This window comes from Chryseobacterium sp. S0630 (genome assembly GCF_024158915.1).
Taxonomy (GTDB): domain Bacteria; phylum Bacteroidota; class Bacteroidia; order Flavobacteriales; family Weeksellaceae; genus Chryseobacterium.
In genome coordinates, this window is record NZ_JAMZGF010000001.1 from 178,150 (window position 1) to 202,322 (window position 24,173).

The following is a 24,173-nucleotide window of genomic DNA, read 5'->3' on the forward strand; positions in this document are numbered from 1 at the left end:
TTGTTTATTCAAAGTTTAATGTGAAAGGAACTCTCAAACGGGCTCTTTGAGGAATTCCATCTTTTGTAGCAGGCTGCCATTTCTTTTTAGTAAGTAAAACAGCGATCTCAGCATGTCTGTTAAACGTTGGATTTTCACCAAAACCTTTTGCAGTAAGGATACTTCCGTCTTTTTCTATAATGAATATCACAATACTCTGAAGAGTCCCTTTTTCTTGAGTAACTTCTGATCCTGCATTGAAATTATTGGCAATTTCTTTTTTGAAAGCATCTATGCCATCGGGATATTCAGGCATAACAAACCTTTCATCTTTGGGTGCTGTTAAATTACTGTCAGAAATGTGATAAACAGACTGAATTTTTTCCAGTTCTTTCTCATATTCCAGATTTCTTTTAAGTTTCAGAGCACTTATCTCGCTGTTTTTTTTTAAGCCTATTTTGGTACGTTTTCTTAAAGAAGCTTTTGTAAGCGCGTCTGCATAACTATTTTCTATATTCTGAATCTGAATATCGTATTTTGCCTTAATAATTCTGAGGCTTTCTGTCTGCTGTGAAAAATAAAAATTAAGTGCAAAAAACAGAAATAAGCTGAAATGCTTTTTCATTATTCGGTTATCGTTAAAGTTAAAGGAAGTCTGAAATGATAAATGGTAGGGTCGCCTTTCAGTATTGCAGGAGAAAACTTTTCTGCCAGAGAATATAATGCAATTTCTGCCTGTCTGTTGAAGGTGAAATTATTTCCTTGTGCATGAACATTGCTGACAGTTCCATCTTTCTCAACAATAAAAGCAACATCGGTTTTTATCATTTTTTCTTCAGAATAGACCCCGTCAACATACAAAAGATTGGCAACTTCCTGTCTCAAAGAATTAATTCCACCGGGATAATCTGCAATTTTTTCTGCCTCTGAAAATTTTTCAGATGAGGTAAATCTGGGATTTTTGATGGTCTGCAGATCTTCAAGGTTTCTGACTTTTAATAAAGCTCCAATCAGAGCATTATTTTCAATGCTGTCCATTTTTTTCATAAAAAAAAGAAAATCGCCTTTTATAGCAGCTTTTTTAACTGTATTGGATTCTGCATCAAATTTCTTTTTGAACTCTTTATTCAGCATATTTCTGTGCTGGTTATAGTAGCTCTTCACAAGTCTGAACTCTTCTTTCTGCTGTGCAAGAAAAAAGCAAGAGATAAAGCAGCTGATGCCAATGAATAAAGTTTTCAATAAGGGTTTATTTATGTAAATATAACAAAAAATATGAAATACTTTCTTTATGATCAGCTTTCCAGATAACGGTTTAAAGATTCCTGCAAATGATTGCGGATGTCATCAACTAAACCTTTCGGTTCCAGAACAGTTACTTCTTTTCCGAATGAAAGAATTTCCTGCATGAAATCATAAGTAGGGTGGAGGAAGAACTCAAAATAGATTTCTTCCGGCGTTTCTTTGGTTTCTTTCTGAGATTGATGAAGAGGGAAACTTCTGATATATTCTCCCTGATGGCGGCTGCATTTCAATACAATGTTCTGTGGTTTCTGTTCCGCAAGGTTCATCACTCCGAATGCATTTTTGAAATGCTCTCTGAAGTTGTATTTGTACTTCTCCCTGAACTGATTTTTGGCTACATCCAGATAGTTGATTCTGTCTAACCCAAATGATTTTAAAACTTTATCTTTTGTATCAATGGCAATAAGATACCATCGGTCTTTAGATTCTTTTAAAGCTAAAGGATGAACTTTTCTTGAGGTCATCAGCTTGTTCTTATAATTGTAGTGTTCAAAACTTACAACTCTTTTATTTCTGATAGCGAAGAACAGATCATAAAAATGTTCTACACCAGTGGGTTTTCGACTTTCAAAAAAGATAAAATCTGAAAAATCCGGGTGGGTATTCATGGCGTTACTTACCTGAAAGGATTCGAGTAGTTTTTGGTTGTATTCATCCACTTCCATAATGGGACGACTCTCAATATAATATCGGTTGTCACCCTTTTTTTTGTTGTGAATAGAGAGGTTAAAAAGATCGGAAATCTCCCGGATATCCCTCTGCAGGGTACGGATAGAGTAGCTCTTGATTCCTGCATCCTGGAATTCAAAAGAGTTTAAAAGATAGTCCTCCAGCTGAGAATACGTAGCCGGAGAACTTTCTAGTCTTTTAATAATTAAGGCATATCTTGTCAGATAAAAATCTTTCTTCATTTCTCTATTTTTAGGGTGCAGCAACGCTGCGTTTCATGGTAAAGTTTTATAAGACAAATATATGCGGTTAATGCGACAAAACGTGTCGTGTTTTATTTTTTATCTATTATATTCTTATTAGAAAGATGCCGTCAAATTACCATTTTCATCCCATTTTTTATAAGTCCCATCGTATTCTACGTTGTTATGGGCTTTGTATTCTGTATATTTTTTGCCGTTTTTATGGTAAGATCTAAACCATCCTTCCTGATATCCGTCTTTATATTCCTCTTCGCAAAAAAGCTCGCCAGTGTCATAGTATCGTAAAACAATACCTGTAAAAGGGCTGCCATTGTGATAATATATAGGAACTCCTCCGCCATCTAAACGGTTACATGTTAACTCGCTTTCTTTTATTTTTAATGCCATGATTCTTCGATTAATGTATTAAACAAATTTATTAAAATCCCATGAATCTAATTCCTGAGGTTAAATAATAACAATGGACACATGGAGGTTGTAATTTATCGGGAATTCTTAAATATCTGTTGTATCCGATAATATCATGAAAGACTGCTTCTCCCAGCTTTCCTTCAGGATCAATAGTAGTTAACAGCCTATCTAATGCTCTGATCTCTCCATGAGACCCCATTGCACCAGCCCTTAATATGTCAATTTCTTCAGCAGGAACCCCTTTCATTTTTAAACGCGCAATGTGCTTTTCCAACCTTATTTTAAGAGTAGGGTGGATATTATCAATGAAGTTTTTATATACTTCACCTTTTCCTTTTCCTATTTCTGCTTTCAAGAAATTGGTTTCAGTTGAAATATACCTTATTCCATTTTTTACATAAATGAAACCACTTATCATTGTTTTTTCGAAAATAACACCAGCATCGAAAGTAGAAAGAATTTTGGCAGCATCTATATTCACCTTTTCTACGAGGCTTCTACCCCAATCTCCATATTTATTATAAGCTTCTGCTTCAGTAAGTAAATCTTTTAAATTACTTGTAGGATATATTTTACCATATGTAAGAAGTTCTTCAGCTGCTTTAATAAATTCCTTTGGGTTATTAAGATGCTTCAATAGCTTGTTGGCCTCTTTATAAAACTCTGATTTTTGAGCCCTTGTAATTATTTCACCTTTATATACTATAGCAATCTCGTTATTAACTTCTTCTACAACCTTATTTTTTACAATTCTTTGAGTTTTGAACTGTCCTTCTATAAGGAACATGCCATATTTATTTAGCATTTTTGATTTAGCTTCGTTTACAAGACCTCTTGTTGCATCTATTAATTCCTTGTTTGTCAGGAGTACCTTAAATGTATTTTTGGTAAAGTTAGAAATTTCTCTTTCAAGCATTACTTTTACCATGCAGCTCATTACAAAATTCTTTACTTCTGCTCTGGTTTCTTCGGCTAATATCTTTCCCCCTATTTTGTATAATTGTTGTACTACGGCTGTTGTAGCTGTTGCATAACCTGCTGTTTTATAAATTTTCTCCCATATATCCAGAAATTCTTTCGTTAGGTTATCTTTGGCTAATTGAATTCCCAAATCTCCTAAAGCGATAGCTCCGTCTACAGCTACTAACATTCCCCAAAATGTAATGGAGCTGGCTCCTTCAGCAGCTAATAAACTTGTTCCAAGAGTTTCTACAGCTAATGCAATCGCCAACATGTTTATTCCAATTCTGATTGCACTGGCCAGTCCTTCCATATTTTTCTGATGCTGTTTATCATAGAGAAACAATGCAGGTACAAATAAGAGACTTTGAGTTTCTTCTTCTATCACAATAATAATATCTAGTGGATTTAGTTTTATTGCTCTTGTTGTAATGGTATTACTACCAATATCCATGATAACACTTCCGGTATCTATTAACTGTTCGTCTGTAATATATTTTTGTTGAACATAGTATTTGTTTTTGTCCTCTTTTAGATTGGACTCTATTTTTTCCAGACTTACAAAAGATTTTTTCCCAACTGAAAAAAGATGATTAGTAAAAGTGAAGCTATCTTTTGCGATATGAGAGAATGAATTAATGATACTTATAAAGGCCATTTTACAAGGAACCTCCTGTCCCATAAAAGCTATCTCATCATCCAAAGCATGATAGAGGTTAACTACAAAACTTTGGTTTTTATTGAACTGTTGCATCAAAAATGAGATTCGTTGAGGAGTGTTAAATGCAAATAATGCTTTCATTAACGCAGGACTGGCATCTCTTACAAAACTGAAAAAACCGTTTACATCATAGCTATAAAAAGAACAAATGTTTTTCCATAAAACTTCAGGTTTTAAGCTGGATAATGTGAAATCAGGGGCGTTTTCATATAACCAAATAAGTTGTTTAATATCTGTACACCTTTCAATTAATGGAATATATTTGTTGTTAATTAATTGTTGGAACCATTCAGGGGTATCTCCTTGGATTTCTTTGATTAAGTAATATATATCCGTAATGTTTTCACTGAAAAGCATGATGCCAACATATTTATCATTAATGCTAAATGCATTTTCTGAAGTTGTTGATTGTACGGAATTCCGATACTGTTCTGTATTTTTATAAAAGTATGCTGCCTTACACTTTATTTGTTCCTGGTTGCTGTCAATTTGAAAAGATATTGATATTGTATTATCAATATTATCTATTTTTCTATTGATACCACAGCTAATCGATGTTGTAATTTTCTGTTTATAAGAGTTGATATAAGAAAAAGGAATTGTCTCATTAACTTTTCTCTTTACATCAACCACACCATCTGTACCAATTACAACACTTTCATTAATTATTTTTGTTGGGGCAATAAAGGTATTCCAGTCTAAAGGTTCTTCTATACCTGTCTTCAAGTATTTAACTATCCTGGAAAAATCAATTTTTTCATTTCTTTCTAATCCATAAAAATCTTCTGAATATTTACCAGATTTTTTTTTGGGTAGCCCTAGCGGAGGAATAGCTTTTATGACTTGAGATGGAGAGGAAATATCCTGTATTTTTGGAACTTTTAATGCTTTTATTGTGCTCATCTTTTTAGTTTTTAATGTTATGAGAAATAAAATGGCGGATTAACCGCCATTTTATTGAATAAATATTAACCTAAAGTACTGGTGTCTTTTTCTCCATGCTGTAATTGTGCTTGTTCATCTAATCTGAAACTTGTTTCAAATTCCAACTCTGATGGGTTTTCACAATTCTTAGGATCATTTTCCGGGAAAATCGGTAATGGCTGATTTACTGGAAGTCCTGTAGATTTATCCTGAAGGATCGTTAATGTAGTAGGGATTCTGGTAATCCAGTATTTACCTTGAGGTTCTCCGGTTGGCTGTCTCATTTCATCCACGATACTCATATACATTGGATCTCCGATTACCGGAACAGAACCGCCATTCCAGATTATTCCTGTTTCAAGGAAGAACTGAACGGCTGCTTCGAAACCCGGTTTTACGGTAACGATAATTCTTGCCATACCTGCCTGAAGGAAGCTTCTGAATAAAGGATCCATACTTTCACTTATGTAGAATTCCTGCCAGCTCTTACGGTTAGCCCAATAATATGGGTAGAAGGTGTAATCCATGATTTCCCATTCGAATGCCTGTTCCATAAACTTGGCAAGAGCTGTATATCTGTCTAGATTTTCATTCAGATATACCTGGAAATTATCCATGGTTGTTTTCTCGTCAGCACCATTTGTTGTTTCCTGACCTAATGTATAAAGGTAGTCCTGTAGCAAATAAGCAATACAGTTGTGCTTTAATACATCATGCTCCATATAACGATAGAAAGTATCCTGTCTTTCTTTAAGCTGTGCTTCTTTTTCTTTTTGCTCTGCGTCTAATCTTGCCTGATCTTCCTGGAATTTGGCATAAGCAGCTTCATAAGCTTTAATAATTTCGTTAAAACTATCTGTTTTCCACTTATTGATAAAAGCATCACTTAATTCGCAATTTACGACTACTTTGATGGTATAACTTCTTACATTGTGTCCTTTCACCTGGAAAGTTACATTACCTGTGATATTGAAACCGGATGATCCTTCGCTAAAAACAAGGTCTCCACCACGTTCAGAACGGCCAATCATATCTCCTTTTAAGTTAGAGAAGAGTACTTCAGAATAACGTGATCCTGACCATCCGCCACCTCTGTTTCTTGTTGATACGCAGTTGAAACTTGCATTTTTTCCGGCATAGTTATCCGGGATGGTAAATTGGGTATGATCAATTCCAAAATCGTCATTTGTCTGAGGAACGCTAGACGCAGTATGAATAACTTGTTTGGTTGCTTCCGGGAAAGCTTCTAAAGTTACTCCATATTCCTGAGCCCAATGCTGGATCTGTACAATAGTTGCGGATTTTGGATCTGCCATTAACCACGGCTCCGGTGCTTTTCTAGGATCTACAGGAGCTTTAAGTACCTGAGCTTTGGCAACAGTAAGAGCTAAGCGATGTAATCTTGAAGGTTCAGGAACCATAAATTCAAACATAGTACGCTTACCATAGTTGTAGATCTGGTTTTTCATTTTCTTGTCGATCCATCTGTAAACTCCGGTAATGTGCTTAGGCTGTGCTGCTTCAGCGTTATCAGTGTTGGTTACTTTTCCTCTGTTATCATATTCATGAACATTGGTTTCCGTATATTCTTTGATGATTTTCTGAACTCTTTCTTCTGAAATTTTAGTAAGAACTCTTTCCATTGCTCTTTCCGTGATTTCCTGAGATTTCATTACAGCCTGTCTTGTACTGTCGTGCTGTGCCGTATTATTGGCATAGTCTGCTCCAATTTCAAACTTCATTGCACTGTCATTTCCATAGCTGAATCTTGTGTAGGCAGAAATACTTTGTTGCTTTTCAATTTCTTTGGCAACTTCAGTTTGCATATCCGTTCTGGAAGTTTTGGAAGTGTCTGACATCTTTTCTGTTTCCTGAGATTTGGAAGTTGTATCTGTAACTTCAGAATATTCTCTGGAAACGGAAGATTTGTGTCTCAGTTCACTTGCCATAACGTTCTCAATATTGGAAACCTCTCCAGGAACGTAAGCATGAACACTTTGCACTACTTTCATATAATCGGCTACTCCAAGTCTTTTGATCCCGAAATTTTTACGTTTTTGGATGGTGCCTGGCTCAGGCGTACCTGGGTTTTCAACGGCTGCACGCTTCAATGTAAGCATTCCTGTAAGGTTCAGGTCTTCTTTTGGATATTGTGTAGCAATCTCTCCATAGGCTAAGCTTCCGTTATCAAAAATGATTTCTATTTTGAAATTAAAACTGCCTCTGAATCTATCTACCAAAGCTGCAGGTAAAGTAATCTTATTATCTACCACAGGAATATTGCTGTAGTTTTCCTCAAAGGTTCCGGCAGCATCTGTTGTGGCTGTAATTTTAGCATTAGCAACACTCCAAGAAACATCTTCGACTTCGAAAGAAAAATTAACAAATCCTCTGCTCCCTGACACCCTGTAAGAGCTGTGTGCATATAAGCTGTATGCCATTGGTGTTCTGGCTGTATTTTGAATAAGAGGGATTGAGGCTCCACCGATATTTGCATACTGTTGTTCCGGAAGCGGGCTGTTTTGAAGAGCCGTTTCCATGGAAGAAGAAATATTATTTTTTACAACAAGTAAAGCATCTGCATAGCTTTCTATCTCATCATCAAGAATAATAGTTTGTGCACCTATTCTCAAAGTGTTATCTGAAAGAATCTGAAGATTTTCTGTTTCTTCTGCCAGAGAAGCTAATCCGGTTGTGGACTCTCCGAAAAGTTCAACAAAAAGGTCGAAAGATTCCGGAGAAAGCTTTGCCTGCAAATCTTCTAGATTGATTTCATTTTTGTACGTAAATACAAATGGAGCAACTTCATATTCTTTTAAAGTGCTATAAAGACGTTCTTTTTCTTCCTCAGACATGTCCGGAGTGATTTTGCTGTCTACTTCAGCCAATTTTCTGTCATAGAGTTCTAATCGTTCTTTGTTTTCTTCCATATATCGTGAATACGCATCCTGGTATGCCTGATGTCTGGATTTATGAAATTTTTTCTGAAGTTTTTCCAGTTCGGAATTCAGTTTGTTCAAAGATTCTTTTCTGTGGATAGCTTTACTGGATACAAAAGAGGCTCTTGCCTCAGATTCTAATCTTTGAATCGTTCTTGCTGCCAAAGCTGGTTCAGAACCTTCAGCACTTCTTGAAGCCACTGAAGAAACGTTTTCGGTATCTTCTGAAAACAGGATAGTTGGTAATATAATTTTCCCATCCAATGCTTTTTCCAAAGGTTTTTCTCCATTAATCTTGATAATTTCCTGATCCGTAAGATCCTGATTGCTGGCAAAACCAAGCTGAATAGCCATGAGAATGTGGCTGATTGCTTCTTTAATATAGAAATCTCCCTGGGTAACAATTTGATGAATATAATTATTCCAAAGCTGGGAAAATATAGCAATTCCTTCTGTATTTAACTGTCTGTTGGTGTTAATAAGACTTTTGTAATAGTCTGTAACGAAAGCCCAGTCGGCACTCTCTAATGTTTCTTTTTTAGAAAGCCTTCTTCCAATCACCAAAAGATCTTTAAATGCTCCTTCTTCGATTTTCTTTTCACTTTCGAACCCTGCATTGTTAAACTCACCGGCAACCCTTTTCATTGCAGCAAATTTTAACGTTTTGGCAGGTCTTCCTGCTACTGCTGTATCAAAAATACCCGTTACTCCCTTAGGTCTGTGGATAAATCCTAAGTTTTTATCTTTAGTTTCGGTTAATTGTGGGTTTCTCAGACTTACAAATCTGAAAAGTGATTGTGATGCGTTATTGGTTGTATTCATAGGGTTTGTTTCTTTATAATTAATAATTCCTTCTCCTACTAAGGATTTTCCGACGGTAAATGCGGATTTTGCTATTGATGTATTGTTTGTTGGCATTTTGTTCTTATTTTTTGGTGTATTCAAGTGTTAGAGTAAACGAGTTGATAAGAGAATAATCGTAATCAGGCGTATTCAACAGTTCAATAATTGCTCTTTCTCTTTCAATAGTGATGTAGACTTTTGTTCGCCACTGATTACCTGCAAATGCGGTTTTAAGATCATACCATTCGGTAAACATTTCGTTGGAGATGATAGTTTCAAGATCCGGGAATTCAGCCTTCAGATCAATTTCACCTGTTCTTGGAATCTGATCCAGATACAAGGTTTTTTTATAAACAGGCTTACCGTTGATCCATTTTCCACCCGTTAGCTCTTCTTTGGTACTGTAAGAATGCTGCTTATCTGCATATTGTTTCTGGATGTAATCATTTTCCTGAGCGTTGTCTCCAAAATAAGTTTTAGAGCTTAATCCTCTGGCATTTGTTGTTTCATGCTCTATAAGCACAGGTTCATCTATATTGGGGCTTGCAAAAATTCCTTTTACACCTCCTCCGTTTGTCTGTCTTAACGCAGCACCTACGTCACTTAGCATTAAACGAGAGCCATGTCCATAAGCAAAAACACCATTTTCTTTACTTACAGAGACACTGGCGGCATTGGTTCCATCCAAATTACCAGAGGATATCATAGCGGATTCAGAAAATAATCCGAGGACATTTTTTACTCCATCAAGTTCATTCGTTCTATAAATGACTCTCTCTTCTGGATCTTCATCTGTAAATTGAATATTACCTGTCACCAGAGCTCCGGCTCCTGTTCCTGTTAATGGAATGAAATCGGTGAAGTCAGAAAGGTTTTTATATCCAAATACATTATTGGCATTTAGAACAGCTACTTTTGTATAAGTATTATCAGCCAAAGGTGTTCTTTTTGCAGAAACTACAGCATCAAAATCTAATGTTCTTGCAGCAAAGTCTCCACCAATTAAAGGGGTTACAAAATCATGACGTCTTGCTACCGGATTAGATTCAATAACCAGTTTATTGAATGTTGAGCCTCCTAATGGAGCATTACAACCGATAACAACATTGTTGTCCCCCCAAACACCCATAGCATGAGTAGTAGAAGCGGCATTATATCCAATAAAAGTATTGGAACCCCATGCGCCCGAGCTTGTTGCTTTTCCATGAATCTGTCCGGCATAGGCTCCAAGGAATGTATTTTGAACCCCGTGGGTAAGCCAATATCCGGCTCCTACTCCTAAAGCAGTGTTGTACTTGCCATCAATATTTTTAACCGCTGCTTCATCTCCAACATAAGTACATCCAAGTGCTGTTGTTGAATTTTTCCCGGATTCAGTTCCAACCATTACATTGTAACTTCCGGTTGTTAAAAGTGAGCCGCTATTTACCCCAACAAAGGTATTCCAGTCTCCGGTTGTTAAGTTTGCTCCTGCAAAGCCTCCAATAGCAATAGCACTTTGGCCGGTTGTTAATTTTGGCAGCGTGTTATAACCGATCCCGATTCCATATAGTCCGGTATGATCCGTATTCATGTTTCCAAACCATAAAGAATACGTTGTAGGACTAAAGTTTATTTCACCTGCTCTGCCTTGTGCTGGTTGGAAAATAATAGGCTTGGTTGTTCCATTACCTCTGTCAATAATATTTTGTAAATTATCATTCCCACTAAAAGTCGGTTTATCAGAAAGATCATTGTAACTGCCTGTTACAGCCACTTTTTTTACAGTGACTTTTTCCTGTCCTTCCTGTGATAAGGTTACACTTCCATCAGCATTGGTTGTAGGAATAATGCTGAATTCCGAGAGATTGATTGGGAAAGACGATCCGTCATTTTGGGTAATTGTAATAATATTCTGAGAGGCATCATAAACTGCATTCTCAATGCTGATATCGCGGGTTACCAAACTGCTTAAATCTACAGATTTACTTTGCTGGACACCATTCTCACCTGTATAGAAAACAGTTAAGACATTTCCATTCAACTGTGGAGCCTGAATTGTTGTTTGGGTTTCAATTTTTTCTTTCCAAAGCTGAGCATTCTGCGGGCTTAGATTGGATGCATTTACATCTGCTTTTTGAGAGAGATCATAATCTAATTGATCCGCAGGAATCTTTTCATCTTTGTGCCAATAGGAATCATGCCACTCCCAGAATTCTTCCTGCACCGGAATATCTCCGTTTTCGAAATATTTTTTTAATTCTTGTTTTGTTTTCATTTGTTTAATGTTTAATTGATCAGTTTTCCTCCTACGATTTCCACTGTGCTGTCAAAAGAATAAGGAGAATAGGCCGTATCAGGACCTAATGTTACTTTTGTAAGCTGGTTATCTCTGAAAGCATTGTTTTCAATAGTAAGGACACTGTCGGGAATAGTTACCGAGGTAAGTTGATTATTGACAAAAGCATCAGATTTAATTTCTGTTACTCCATCCGGAATGATAATGGACTGAAGCTTGTTAGAAGCAAATGTGCCTAATTTGATATCCTTTATTCCTTTTGGTAGACGTACTTCTGTCAAACTATTTCCTGCGAATGTTTGAATACCGATGTTGGTAACACTGTCAGGAATATATAATGAAGTCAGTTTGTTGCCGTAAAATGCCCAACTTTGGATATCTGTTACGCGGGCAGGGATCTCAAGAGTTGTTAAGCCACCTCCTGAAAATGCACTTTCCTGAATACTGATCACCGAATCCGGAATTTGTAATTCTGTAATGATTAAACCTCCGGTAAAGTTTTTTGGAATACTTAATGTTCCTGGTTTTATAATGATTGTTCTTCTCATAAAGAATGCCAGTGAGGCATTTTTATCATTATCCATTTCAGCATAGAGTACGTTGAATGTACCATTCTCAAGGCCTGTAACTTTCCGCATATCGATTTTTTCATCTTTATGCCAGTACGAGTCCTGCCATTCCCAAAAATCTTCCTGTTTTGGGATATCTCCATTTTCAAAATAGAGTTTTAATTCTTCTTTTGTTTTCATAAAACGTTGTGTGATGGGTTAATAAATTAGGTGCTGTGATCTGCTTTATTTGAGCAGGCTCACTTTTGTGCCATATTTTCAGACATAGTTCTGGCTGTTCAGCATTTTGTGAATGGTGAATTCAAAGAAATTGAGAATGTTTAATGAGATTGCTGTACGGTTATTATAGAGATTTCAAAAGTAATGTTGAACAGCGCCAGAACTTGTCGTGTATTAGTTTTTATTTAAAAATATCTTCTTCGAGTATTCCTTTTTCAAAATCTTCCCTGAAGAAGTTTTCAATGTCAATGAGATAGTTTTCATAGTCCATCTCAGCATTTTCGATATCGCTCCATTCTATCGTATAGAGATCTTCATTGAAGAGTATATCGGTATTGTGATCTGGTGTTTCCATGTTTTGTGGGATAAGGTGTTGGTTATATTTTTTTGAACATATTTCAGGCTGTTCAGCATAGGAGAATGTCGAATTCAAAGGCTTTTAAAAGTTTTTAAGGATTGTTGTTTTGTGTCTTTCTGATACTCCAAAGGTAGTGGGGCAAAGCGACAAAACTTGACGTGTTTTAAAAAGATTTTTTAATTTTTAAATATAATCTTAATAGCTTATATGAATGAGTTATAAGGTAAAAAGCTTATATTTTATTTTTAATGAGTTTCTGAACAATCTGGTTCAAAGTTTCTCGGTGATCATCAATATAGCTCAATCCGGCTTGTATCAGATTTTCGATATTGGATCTTCTTACGTTATCCATTGCGGGAGACGCATTTTTCAGTGAAGGATTCAATCGGTAATAGTTTTTTTGATTTCTAAGTCCCAGTGTCTGAAACATCTGTTCCAGTTGATAATCCACTGTTTCTGCGTTGGCAGACATCAAAATGTCGACGATTGGGCTTACCCAGCCAATTTTTCCAGCCTTTTCCAGTTTTTTAAAAGAATAAGGTCTTGCTTCAATTCCTGTTCCGATAGAGACAATGATCATGTCATTTACACTCGGATGGTTGGCTTTCTGATGGTTTTTTAAAACTTCTGCGAAAGGAATCTTTCTTGCTTCTGCATAAGCACAAAGCGCGGGATTATTAGCAAACATTCCTCCGTCAATCAAGCTGAAAATCTGGCCATACATGGATTTAATCTGAACAGGACTAAAATACGTAGGAGCCGCTGAAGTCGCTCTGCAGATATCTCTTACATAGAAATTGTCTGTGCTGAGGTTGGCTTTCCACGAGTTGAAAAGTTTTGCTCTTCTGTTCTCTATGTCATAACTTGTTATTAAACATGGTTTTATTAATTCTTTTAATTCTAAATTTCCAAAGAAATCATTTAAGTTTTTTTCAAGAGCTTCCTGAGAAATTCTTTCATTCAATAATCCGAATGGATTGACCAGCTTTTCCCAAAAGGAAACCTGGAAGATGTCGCCGCCCTTTTCAGCATATAATTCCAGCCCTTTTTGAATGGAATATTTTGCTTTTCGGGTTTCATCAGGAGAGAGAATAATAGAAGCAATCAGACCGCCGGTGCTGCTGCCCGCTACCAGATCAAAATAATCTCCGAGCTTGGCAGTCGGCTTATCATAATACTGAAGCTGCTCTTCTATGTAACGCAGAATAATGCAGGTTACAATTCCCCTTATTCCACCTCCGTCCAAAGAAAGAATGGTTGTCTTTTTCATGTGATATTTTTAATGGTTTGTTAAAAGGACACATGCAATCTTAAATCTACAGAAGCCCATTGATTGGTCATAAAATGTTGAGATTCCATATTGAGATTTCATTGCTTTTTTTGTTGTTTTCTTATAAAGCAAAAGTAGTCTGAGGAGGCGACAGAACATGTCGTATTATATTTAATTTCAAATAAATGACACTAAAAAACAACGTAATTCTGTTGGTCTTTTGGCATCTTCAAAAGCGTTCTCCAACTGGTTTTTACAGGGCCTTTTTTAGAGGGAATCGTCTTCTTTTCGAAGTGGGGAAGGTCTTTAAATGTTTTCCAGTTTCCACCCCAATCCCAGCCGTGTCTGGCAAAGATTTTTACACATTCGTACCAATCTGCAACTTTGTCATTATCCCAGTCCTTTGCGGTATCCCAGCTTGCTGTTTTCCCATCAATCATCAGGCAGATGTCTACGGCAAGTCCATAATTGTGGATGCTTTGCCCTGCCTTTGCATTGGTTACCTTTTTTCCTGAAGTAATTCTTCCGATGGCATAAAGCTTTTCCTGCTCTTCAAAAGATCTTAATCCCTGAGTGATTCGTATCTTGGCTCTTCCGGTAAGGGCTTCATCACATTCCTGTATAATTTGCTTCACTTCATCTCTTACCAACGGGTGAAGTTTCTGAATCCTTTCTAAGGTTACTTTGTCCATATTTCTTATTTTGTTATAGAACAAAAGTATAGCGCAGAGACGACGAAACTTGACGTGTTTTATTTAAATTTTGTTTAAAATTCTATAACATTCAGCCTTAGGCAAAAAACATAATAAGAAAAGAGATTTAGCAACAAATAACTCATCTGTACATCCAAAAAATGAGAAAAAATTGCTTTTAAATTTTCAAAAATCAAATAGAAGTAGTAAATATGATGGATAAAACACAATAGTAAATGCATACGATCCTACCTTTTTTATTGGCCATGGTTGCAGCCATTGTACTGCTCAATATGTGGGCTGCAAAATTAAAAATTGCTTATCCTATTTTGCTCGTTGTATTCGGGTTGCTTGTTAGTTTTGTACCAGGTCTTCCGGTTGTAAAGATCAATCCGGATCTTATCTTTTTTATATTTTTACCTCCTCTTTTATTTGAAGCTGCGTGGTCTATTTCCTTTAAAGAAATGAAACGATGGTGGCGCATTATCGGAAGTTTTGCCTTTTTAGTAGTCTTTTTTACAGCGCTGGCAGTGGCGGTGACAGCCAATTATTTTATTCCCGGATTTACACTTGCTCTCGGGTTTTTGTTGGGTGGTATCGTATCTCCACCTGATGCAGTGAGTACAGGAGCGATCATGAAATTTGTAAAAATACCGTCTACCACATCTGCTATTCTGGAAGGAGAAAGTTTATTGAATGATGCTTCTTCATTAATTATATTCCGTTTTGCTTTGATTGCTGTAGGAACCGGACAATTTATATGGCAGGAAGCTTCATTAGACTTTGTATGGATGATCATCGGAGGTGCAGGAATCGGCTTACTATTGGCGTGGATCTTTGTACAGGTTCATAAAAGGCTCCCTACAGAAGCTTCTTCGGATATTGCTTTAACGATTATTGAACCTTATCTGATGTATTGGATAGCAGAACAGTTTCATGCTTCCGGAGTTTTAGCTGTGGTTTGCGGAGGTTTGTATATGTCAGGCAAACGATTGATATTTCTCAACAGTACCAGCCGAATTATGGGCTATAGTGTATGGCAGAGCTTTGTATTTATTCTGAATGGCATCGTTTTCTTAATCATCGGGCTTGAACTTCCTGAAATTGTTGGCGGGTTGAGATCAGAAGGAATTCCTTTAAGAATAGCAATCCAATATGGAGTGCTGGTGACTGGTATTCTGATTGCCGCCAGAATCATAAGCTCTTATGCTGCTATGCTGGCTACATTGATTTTCCGGCCAAGTGTTGCTCCCCGTGCTTCTTCGGCAAGAAGACGGCTGTTGATGCCTTTGATGCTTGGTTGGACCGGAATGAGAGGTGTTGTTTCATTGGCTGCTGCACTTGCCATTCCGATTACCCTTGAAAACGGACTTCCTTTTCCCAACAGAAATCTTATCCTCTTCATTACTTTCGTGGTGATTCTTCTTACATTACTCGTACAAGGACTTACCTTGCCATACTTCATCAAATATGGACATGTATTTGATGATTTTACAGATGAAGAGAAAGATAAAAAGGCCAGAGAAGAAATAAAACATCAACTGAAACAGCATGTTTATCATTTTCTTAAAAATAAGCATGAAAATGAACTGAACAGCCATGCAGGATTAGAAAGAATGCTGAAACAATGGGAGGAAAAGATCCAGACCAATAATACTGAATGGATGAATGAAAAGACCAAAGATATCTTTTTTGAAATGCTGGAAAGCCAGAGACAGTTTCTTTCAGAATTGAATAAAGATATTTCTGTCAACGAAGAAATTATCCGCCATCAGCTCTATCAGCTCGACCTTGAGGAAGAACGGTTAAGGATGATTTAATCTATGCCATAATTTTTGTTTTTGAAAACAAAACTACAGCGCTAATGCGACAAAACATGTCGTATTATAAAATTTTATTCATTTGTTTTTCAATGTGTTAAATATGATGTTAATTGTGGTTTAAAAGATTGTTTTATTCTTTAAAAACTATAATTTTGTATAGATTTTACTATGCAATTGTCATGTACGCTCTGGTAGATTGTAACAATTTTTTTGTTTCCTGTGAAAGGACTTTAGATCCTGATCTTGAAGGCAAGCCCGTTGTGGTTCTTTCCAACAACGATGGATGTGTTGTATCCAGAAGCAAAGAAGCAAAAGACCTTGGAATTCCTATGGCAGCTCCAGCATTTAAGTACAAAGAGCTTTTTCAGAAACATGATGTGAAAAGTTTTTCTGCAAAATTTGAACTGTATAATTACAAAAGCCAGCAGGTTATCAATATTGCCAAATCGTATGTCATTGACCATGAGGTTTACAGTATCGATGAGCTTTTTCTTGATTTGACAGGATTCAAATATATTGATATGTATGAGTATTGTCTTAAAATCAGGAATGAAATTGATGAGAAAGAAAATATTCCCGTAAGCATAGGAATTGCACCCACCAAAACATTATGTAAAGTGGCAAACAGAATCGTAAAAGAATTTCCGAATAATTTTAAAGGAGTGTATATTCTGGATACTCCTGAAAAAATTGAAAAAGCTCTGAAATGGCTCAACATAGGAGATGTATGGGGAATTGGAAGAAGGCTTGCTGCCAAAATGAACGATAGTGGAGTGTATAAAGCATGGGATCTTCTTCAGAAACCTGAAATGTGGGTTCGAAAAGTGATGGGAATTCATGGCGTAAGAATGATTCATGAATTGAGAGGAATTCGTCAGCTGGAACTGGATGCTCCTTCTCCAAAGAAATCCATCGCAGTCACCCGAAGCTTTATGCAGATGCTCACCAAGAAAGAAGAAGTACGGGAAAGAGTAGAAACGTTTGGAATGTATTGCTCGGAAAGACTCAGGAAGCAGAATACCTGCTGTAAAATGATTACCGTTTTTGTGCAGACCAATCGATTCAGAAAAGATTTACCTGAATACAAAAATGCAATGACCAGAATTCTTTCAAATCCTACCAATTCGTCTATCCTTATCGGAAGAGTGGTCAATGAACTTTTTGAGGCCATTTACAGAGATGGGTTTCATTATAAGAGAGCAGGAGTAATGGTGAATGATTTTGTTCCTGAAGATCAGAGACAGATCGGTCTTTTCGAAGAAGATATTCAAAACCAGCATCTTCCTGTGATGAAAGCTATGGATGCGATGAACCGAAAATTTGGAAAGGATAAAGTACGCCTTGGAAGCATGAGCGGAGAAAATACTTTTGGTCGTGCAAAACTCTCCCCGGAATATGAAGCCTTCCTGAAAAAAAATACATTGCCGGAAGCGAACTTCAGATTTCATTAAGACCTATTTTTAATTCAAAAAACTTTGCTTATTTTCCGCTTTCATTATTTCTTATCGAATGGAAAATAAATGTACTGATATCAATAATTTATTAGAAAAACTGTCTCTGGAAGATCTTTCCGGGTATGAATTTGTGGATTATTGGGATGCAGATACTACAGCTTTAGGACTGAAGAAGGGCAATGTTCTTATCTATATTTCAGCATATGACTATTATAAAACCACTGGCTATGATATCATTATTGAGGAACTTGAAACAGGAGCAATATTGAAATCGGAAGATAATAGATCATACGATGAACTTATTAATGACATTCAATTTTTTCTGAAATAATATTTTTCTTCAAAAAACATAAATTCTTTAAAAATTTCTATTGAAATAAGGTTTTGATTTTATTTTTAATAGTAAAATTCCGTATTTTGATAATGTAAAATATTGCTCTATTTTGTTGTTTGTCAATTAATTATGTGTTTGTGGTAGAGGTTGGGCTATTGCAGGAGATCTGCTTTTACATTTATCTTTGGCCAAGAATTGTACACGTTTTAAAACCACAAATTACATGAAAAATCTAAGTATTTTGATGAAGGGAATACTGTTTCCTTTGTGCTTCTCAATAATTTATTCAAAAGCGCAGGTAGGTATTAACACTTCAAACCCTCAAACCACTTTCCATGTGGATGGAGCAAAAGATAATCCCTCATCCGGAGCTCCATCTTCTATCCAAATAGCTAATGATGTTGCTATCACTTCTGCCGGAGAAATAGGGATTGGAACCTTAACGCCAGCTGTTAAAATAGACACCCGTTCAGCAACAAATTCAGACAACTCAATCGGAATAGGAGAAACCAGCCAGACCGCTTCAGCAGCAGGTGGAGGAGCTGTAAGATATAATCCGCTGAATGGTGGAAAGATGCAGTATTCTGATGGTGTGATATGGCAGGACCTTATTTCTTCCCCTACTAAAGCGGTAGTTGTTGCCAATCTTCAGGCAGCTAACTTTGCGGTAAAAATTCCCTATCAGGTTTCTACAGGTGTTGCGGGATGGACGGAAGTTTCCGATCCAACAGGGAATTTTACTCCCGGAACAGGTGTTTTTATAGCTCCAAGAACCGGGGTGTATCTTATTTCTTTTACGTATGACTTTGTAAGAATTCCTATCGTTTCAGGCTACTTTTCAGAAGCAAGATATGTTGTGAACGGAAATACTACGGTAAAGAAATGCGTAAAATCTTACTCCAATATTTCAAAACAGGCACAGGTGGCCGGATCGTGTGTTGCCGGAGTTCAGTTGAACAAAGGAGATACGCTTCAGCCTTATATCTATCAGTCTGTTTATAACGGAAACCTGAGCCTGAGAACAGATACATCTTCTGCAAGCAATGAATATGGCTTTGTAAATCTTTCTATTTTAGAACAATAACACATTTGAATATGAGAAAAATATTAGGACTGGCTTTGGTCATTGGCTGTGGCATAGGGATGAAAGCACAGATAGGAATCAATATGTCTTCTCCGGAAGCAACTGTACATATAGACGGGCAAAAAAATACCACTGTTTCTATACCTTCCAGCTACTACGATGATGTTGTCATTACTCAATCTGGAAATGTAGGAATAGGAACAAAATCTCCCAAAACAAGGCTTGACCTGAGATCAGGAGAACGTTTAAATGCAATAGGAATCGGAGGAACTTCACAGGCTGCTTCTGCAGCAAAGGCCGGAGCGATGAGGTATAATTCCGGAGCTCAGGATCTGAGCTATTCTAACGGGACAACCTGGGTAGCACTGGCTCATAAGGCTCCCAATGATTTTGTGGATGCAGAAAATGCTTCCCTACAAAGCTTCAATGATGGAGTACAGACAGCTGTTATCGGCTGGACTAAGAAAACAGATGTGAATAGCAGCTTTAATGCAGGTACAGGAACTTTTACCGCTTCAAAAACGGGGGTGTATATCGTGTCATTTACCTTTTCACTGGCTTCGGGAAGTATTGCAAATGATTCAAGGTATGAAACTTTGATTCAGACCAATTCAGCCTCTTCTTCAACCAATAAGGTATTCAAATGTGTAGGAAGTTACCCTGGAAACAATACCATTGGAAACCGTGTTGCAGGAAACTGTTCCGGCATTTTTAACCTGAACCAGGGAGATAATATTACAGTAAGCCTGAATCAGAAACTGGGAAGTTCAAAAACACTGGACACGGATTCTACGCTAACTTCTTTAAGTATTTTCGGATTATAAAAAGATACATGATGAAAAAGAATTGTTTACTGATTTTAATGACTTTAAGTTTCCAGTGTGCATTTTCACAAATTGGAATCAATACCCCAAACCCGCAAGGTATTTTACATATTGACGGACAGAAAGATAATCCTTCTTCCGGATCAACATTTACACCCGCTCAGCAGGCTAATGATATGCTTGTAAATAATACAGGGAAACTAGGAGTAGGAACTTTGAGCCCGGCTGTAAAAGTAGACGCCAGAAATTCCGGAAACGGAGCGATTGGTTTTGGAACTTCTACTTTAACAGCTGTTGCAGCAGATGAAGGGGCAGTATGCTATAACAGCGGCGTAGAATATTCCAACGGAAATGAATGGCTTCCTTTGCTGACAGCTCAGCCTGCCAGTAATAAAGTGATTGTGATTGCAGCCAAAACAACGAATAACGTGAAGCTTGCAACTCCAGCCACACCAACCGTAACTGCCGGTTTGCAGAACAGGGCGAGTAACTACTTGGTAGATTGGAGTAAAACCTTTGAAAGTAACTCCGGCACGACCTTCAATGCCGGCACGGGAATTTTTACAGCACCCAGAAACGGAATTTATGTAGCCACTTTCACCACGGACCTGGCTCCATTGGCCATTAATTATACTACAGATCCTTTAAATCCTATTCAGATAGAAGCCATCTGGCAGCTTTATGATAATACGGCAGGATTGGCTGCCTCCAATATTGTCAATACAGTGAAATGTGCCAATACCATGTCCTCAAACAGTGTCGGAAATATTGATGCCGGAAGTAACTGTACCGCTTCATTCTATATGACGGCAGGACAAAGACTAATGCCTTATATCTGGTTTAATTTAAATAACTCAAACGTTGCGAATTTCTCGCTTAATAATACGGGAGGTTATAATAATCTTACCATAGCAGAACAGTAATCAGGAGATCTCATCAAGGGTTTTAATAAAAGCCGAAGGATGCAGCCCTGTGATCTTTTTGAACTCAAGAGAAAAGGCGCTGTGAGATGAATATCCCGTGATTTCAGCAAGATGATTGATCTTATATTTTCTATATTGAGGTTCGTTTTTCAATTGGGTGACAATATAATTGATCCTTAGATGATTAATGTACTGATTGAAATTGAATTTTTTATGTTTCTTAATAACCGTTGAAAGGTATTTTGTGTTGATATTCAACGTGTTTGCAAGGTTGTAACGAGAGATGTTTTTGTTGTTAAACTCAAGGTTTTCTTCAAAAATTTTTAATCCGTTTAGTATGTTTTCCTCTACTTCAGGCGAAATTTTTATTTCTATAGGAGTAGGGGTGTTTTTTGTCTGAATATCCTCAGAAGCTTCCTGTGGATCTTCCTCATAAATAACGGGAGAAATCCCTTCTCTGTAAATTTTTGCTACAACTTCTTTATGTTTTTTACGGAGACGAAGAGTATTGAAAATCACAGCGCCTAAAACAATAATCAGAGTAAGACAGGCTATAATAAGTCCTTTTGAAATGCTGTGACTTTCGTTGAGCTGTTGATGGAAGCTTTCCTCTTTTTTTGATAAAGTTTTGTTGACGGCCATGGCTTTGTTGTAAGCAATGTTGTCTTTTAAGGTAAGGTTTTCAATTTTATATTTTTCGGTATTAGACTCGTCGTGGAGCTGGGCATATGCTTCTTCAAGATTTTTCGTTACCTCAATTTTTTTTTCGTTGAAACCATACTGGTCTACAATGGCCAGAGATTTCTGATAATACAGGATTGCACTGTCTGGTTTATTCTGTTTTGAAAAAGAAAATCCGATATCATTAAGAATGTTGGCCTGAAGATAATAATTGCTTTCCCCTACTAATGAAAGAGCATTTGTAAAATAATATTTGGCTTCCCTGAATTTTTTTACTTCAGATAAATTATAGCCCATATTGGTGTAGGCAGAAATCAGCAATTCATTTCGTCTGGCAGTATTTTTTAGCTTCTGAAATTCCTGAATGGCACTTTTAGAATAAAATGCCTTCTCTTTGTACTGATCCTTATTGAGAAGAATCAAAAAAGAATTAAAGATCATGCCTTTCAGTTCATGTCCTTCTTCCGTATTATTGGTTTTTACTTCTGCCAGAGCATTTCTAAGACTTGTAGAAGATTCTTTAAGCAATCCGAGCTTTGCATACTGAGTTCCCTGCATTCTGTACGCCAGCGCCTTCCCAATGCTGTAATTGCTTTGCGTAGCTATTGTAAGCGCTTTATCTGCAAAATCAAGACTTTTTTCAGCATCTGATTTTAAATAGCTGTTGAAAGACTTTAAATAATAAGCCTTTGCAAGAAATTCCTGGTGGTTTCTTCTCCGGGCAGAATCAATGATCTTATTCAGAATAATTTCTGAGCTGTCAGGATTTTGAGAAGAAAGCATGCGGGCATACTTATATTGTCCCTCAAAATCAAATGATTGAGCGAGTGTAAAAATTGAAATAATAAGGAAGAAAAAGAGAATAATTTTTTTCTTCATTGTGTGTGTTTTTTATTTTTTCTGGTACTTCCAGTTGCGGCTTTTACCTTCAGCAATCCATTCCAAAGACTGTTCCAGTCTCTTATTTCTGGTAGCTTCTGTTTTAGCCTCGGAAACCCATGCAATATACTCTTTTCTGAAAGAGGGTGAAGCTTTTTCAAAAAAATCTTTTGCTTTTGGCTGGGCATTTAAAGCATTCTGAAAATAATCAGGAATTTCCATTTCTGTTTTGGAGGGTGCTGCTTTTTTCATGGTAACGCCCATATCCGTAAGCTCCATAGCTTCTGTAATTGCCTTTTTCAGCTGAGGTCTGGAGGGAAGATCTCCGACCTGCGTAATTTTTCCTAAACTGAACATCGAATTTTTCTCAATATCCTGAGTGATCTCCTGCATGGTTTTCATTTCCTTTTCCAGCCAGAATCCAAAAGTACAGTGCTGTTTGAAAGAAGCCATAGCACAAAGATTTTTCCCTTTATAAATAAAATGGGGAAAGCTCCACTTCATGGTTTCTTCGGCATCAGGACAGAACTCATGAACGGTTTCACGGATGTAATGCAGGATAGGTTTCGCAAAATCCTGTGATTTTTCAATATATGCATCAATTTTTGGACTGTATTTCTCCATCGTTTTTATTGGAATAATTGTACAATTTCATTAACAAGGAATTTTACCTGATCGGGCCTTCCTCTGTCATTTTTAGGGTTGTTGGAATAGCTTCCGGTTTTTACAATGACCATATTATGCTGCGGAACCATAATGATATATTGACCCTGTAATCCCAGAAAATAGTAATGTTTGATGGGGTTGTCATGATTGATCCAAAGGCCCATTCCATAAATGTTTTCAGACTTTTCGGTAGGAGTTCTCATCTGTTCAATGAAACCTTGATTAAGGATTTGCCGGTCTCCCGCTTTTCCGTCATCCAGAAATAACTGTCCCAGCTTGGCAAAATCTCTTGCATTGGAATGAATACAGCAATAGGTTTTTTCCATACCATGATCATCTGTAGTCCATTTAGCATTTTGTTCCATTCCCAGAGGAGCCCAGAACTTTTCTGATAAATAAGTTGCCAATGGTTTATCAAGAGCCTTACGCAGGGCAAAACCAAGAAGTTGTGTAGAACCGCTTTGATATTCAAATCTGACCCCTGGTTCTTCTTTGAATTTTCTTGTGAATACAGCTTTTACAAGGCTTTTTCCATAATAGGCTTTAGCATTGGGAAGAAAAGGATTGTTGTAGTCTTCATTCCAATCTAATCCCGCTTCCATTTGAGCTAAATTTTTAAGGGTAACCTGATTTCCGAAGGGTTTATTTTTAAATTCAGAATAAAAATCGGAGAACTTTTCATCAATAGATGGAATAATTCCTTCTTCCAGTGCTTTTCCCAAAAGCATCACAGTCACTGCTTTCGCCATAGAAAAAGAATTGGTTTGGGATAGCTGGTTATAGCCGTCCCAGTATTGTTCATGAAGAATTTTCCCATTCCTTATCACCACCAAAGCTGCTGTTTTGGAGTGTTTTAAATTGTCAACTAAATGTTTAGGTAAGTCTTTTTTGTTATACTCAGCATCCTCTTCCCAGAGCCTGGGCTCTTCCGTCGCAATAGGGTTGCTGGGGAAAAGGTCTCCATCGTCGATGTATGCACTTGATTTTCCTTTAAGGTAGGTTTTGGAAATACCACTAAATAAATAATCATATCCAAAAAAATAAGCTGCTGCTGCACCTGCTACAGCTCCACCTATCATATACTTTAGTATTCTCATTTTTTCAT

General features: G+C 36.9%; 20 protein-coding genes. 6 read left to right on the forward strand and 14 right to left on the reverse strand.

What is annotated here, in order from left to right; all coding sequences use genetic code 11:
* Window positions 1–4 precede the first annotated feature (4 nt).
* The 11 genes from NK356_RS00805 to NK356_RS00855 all read right to left on the reverse strand — a co-directional run bounded on the left by NK356_RS00805 (window position 5) and on the right by NK356_RS00855 (window position 14,400).
* A complete protein-coding gene (locus tag NK356_RS00805) occupies window positions 5–604 on the reverse strand; it encodes an energy transducer TonB (protein ID WP_034691699.1) in 600 nt (199 codons plus the stop codon).
* Window positions 604–1,221, reverse strand: coding sequence for a hypothetical protein (locus NK356_RS00810; protein ID WP_253315946.1), 618 nt, complete (start codon window positions 1,219–1,221; stop codon window positions 604–606). The genes NK356_RS00805 and NK356_RS00810 overlap by 1 nt, the downstream gene beginning before the upstream one ends.
* A 53-nt stretch (window positions 1,222–1,274) precedes the next feature.
* On the reverse strand, window positions 1,275–2,195 hold the full coding sequence (locus NK356_RS00815; RefSeq protein ID WP_034691697.1) for a YafY family protein: 921 nt from the start codon (window positions 2,193–2,195) through the stop codon (window positions 1,275–1,277).
* Window positions 2,196–2,312: 117 nt separating this feature from the next.
* Window positions 2,313–2,603, reverse strand: a complete 291-nt coding sequence (locus NK356_RS00820) for a hypothetical protein (RefSeq protein WP_034691694.1) — start codon at window positions 2,601–2,603, stop codon at window positions 2,313–2,315.
* Window positions 2,604–2,634: 31 nt separating this feature from the next.
* The gene (locus NK356_RS00825; RefSeq protein WP_034691691.1) at window positions 2,635–5,211 is read right to left on the reverse strand and encodes a hypothetical protein; all 2,577 of its coding nucleotides are present in this window, start codon (window positions 5,209–5,211) and stop codon (window positions 2,635–2,637) included.
* Window positions 5,212–5,276: 65 nt separating this feature from the next.
* Window positions 5,277–9,089, reverse strand: coding sequence for a hypothetical protein (locus tag NK356_RS00830; protein ID WP_156106357.1), 3,813 nt, complete (start codon window positions 9,087–9,089; stop codon window positions 5,277–5,279).
* Window positions 9,090–9,096: 7 nt separating this feature from the next.
* Window positions 9,097–11,271 (reverse strand): hypothetical protein, encoded by a 2,175-nt coding sequence (locus NK356_RS00835; protein WP_253315947.1) that lies wholly within the window; start codon window positions 11,269–11,271, stop codon window positions 9,097–9,099.
* An 11-nt stretch (window positions 11,272–11,282) separates the two neighbouring features.
* A complete protein-coding gene (locus NK356_RS00840; RefSeq protein WP_051934173.1) occupies window positions 11,283–12,041 on the reverse strand; it encodes a leucine-rich repeat domain-containing protein in 759 nt (252 codons plus the stop codon).
* A gap of 220 nt (window positions 12,042–12,261) precedes the next feature.
* Window positions 12,262–12,435, reverse strand: a complete 174-nt coding sequence (locus NK356_RS00845) for a hypothetical protein (protein ID WP_253315948.1) — start codon at window positions 12,433–12,435, stop codon at window positions 12,262–12,264.
* Window positions 12,436–12,670: 235 nt separating this feature from the next.
* On the reverse strand, window positions 12,671–13,708 hold the full coding sequence (locus NK356_RS00850) for a patatin-like phospholipase family protein (protein WP_253315949.1): 1,038 nt from the start codon (window positions 13,706–13,708) through the stop codon (window positions 12,671–12,673).
* Window positions 13,709–13,899: 191 nt separating this feature from the next.
* Window positions 13,900–14,400, reverse strand: coding sequence for a M15 family metallopeptidase (locus NK356_RS00855; protein ID WP_034691683.1), 501 nt, complete (start codon window positions 14,398–14,400; stop codon window positions 13,900–13,902).
* 236 nt (window positions 14,401–14,636) lie between these two features.
* On the opposite strand from NK356_RS00855, the gene NK356_RS00860 reads away from it, so the two are divergent.
* The 6 genes from NK356_RS00860 to NK356_RS00885 all read left to right on the forward strand — a co-directional run bounded on the left by NK356_RS00860 (window position 14,637) and on the right by NK356_RS00885 (window position 20,842).
* Complete coding sequence (locus NK356_RS00860; protein WP_253315950.1) at window positions 14,637–16,220, forward strand: Na+/H+ antiporter; 1,584 nt, start codon at window positions 14,637–14,639, stop codon at window positions 16,218–16,220.
* Between the two features lie 155 nt (window positions 16,221–16,375).
* Window positions 16,376–17,674 (forward strand): Y-family DNA polymerase, encoded by a 1,299-nt coding sequence (locus tag NK356_RS00865; RefSeq protein WP_253315951.1) that lies wholly within the window; start codon window positions 16,376–16,378, stop codon window positions 17,672–17,674.
* 58 nt (window positions 17,675–17,732) lie between these two features.
* Entirely contained in the window at window positions 17,733–18,008 is a 276-nt protein-coding gene (locus tag NK356_RS00870; protein ID WP_253315952.1) for a hypothetical protein, read from the forward strand.
* A 226-nt stretch (window positions 18,009–18,234) separates the two neighbouring features.
* Window positions 18,235–19,095 (forward strand): complement C1q domain-containing protein, encoded by an 861-nt coding sequence (locus NK356_RS00875; RefSeq protein ID WP_253315953.1) that lies wholly within the window; start codon window positions 18,235–18,237, stop codon window positions 19,093–19,095.
* Between the two features lie 11 nt (window positions 19,096–19,106).
* Window positions 19,107–19,919 carry a hypothetical protein gene (locus NK356_RS00880; protein ID WP_051934171.1) on the forward strand — a complete coding sequence of 271 codons (813 nt, stop codon included), beginning with the start codon at window positions 19,107–19,109 and terminating at the stop codon, window positions 19,917–19,919.
* Between the two features lie 11 nt (window positions 19,920–19,930).
* A complete protein-coding gene (locus NK356_RS00885) occupies window positions 19,931–20,842 on the forward strand; it encodes a hypothetical protein (RefSeq protein ID WP_253315954.1) in 912 nt (303 codons plus the stop codon).
* On the opposite strand, the gene NK356_RS00890 is transcribed toward NK356_RS00885, so the two are convergent.
* From NK356_RS00890 to NK356_RS00900, 3 genes are read right to left on the reverse strand one after another with little or no spacing between them, the layout of a single operon-like run.
* A complete protein-coding gene (locus tag NK356_RS00890; protein ID WP_253315955.1) occupies window positions 20,843–22,402 on the reverse strand; it encodes a helix-turn-helix domain-containing protein in 1,560 nt (519 codons plus the stop codon). It lies immediately after the preceding gene.
* A gap of 12 nt (window positions 22,403–22,414) precedes the next feature.
* Window positions 22,415–23,026 carry a YdeI family protein gene (locus NK356_RS00895; protein WP_253315956.1) on the reverse strand — a complete coding sequence of 204 codons (612 nt, stop codon included), beginning with the start codon at window positions 23,024–23,026 and terminating at the stop codon, window positions 22,415–22,417.
* Between the two features lie 5 nt (window positions 23,027–23,031).
* Window positions 23,032–24,165: a serine hydrolase gene (locus NK356_RS00900; protein WP_253315957.1), complete on the reverse strand. Its 1,134-nt coding sequence runs from the start codon at window positions 24,163–24,165 to the stop codon at window positions 23,032–23,034.
* Between the last annotated feature and the right edge of the window lie 8 nt (window positions 24,166–24,173).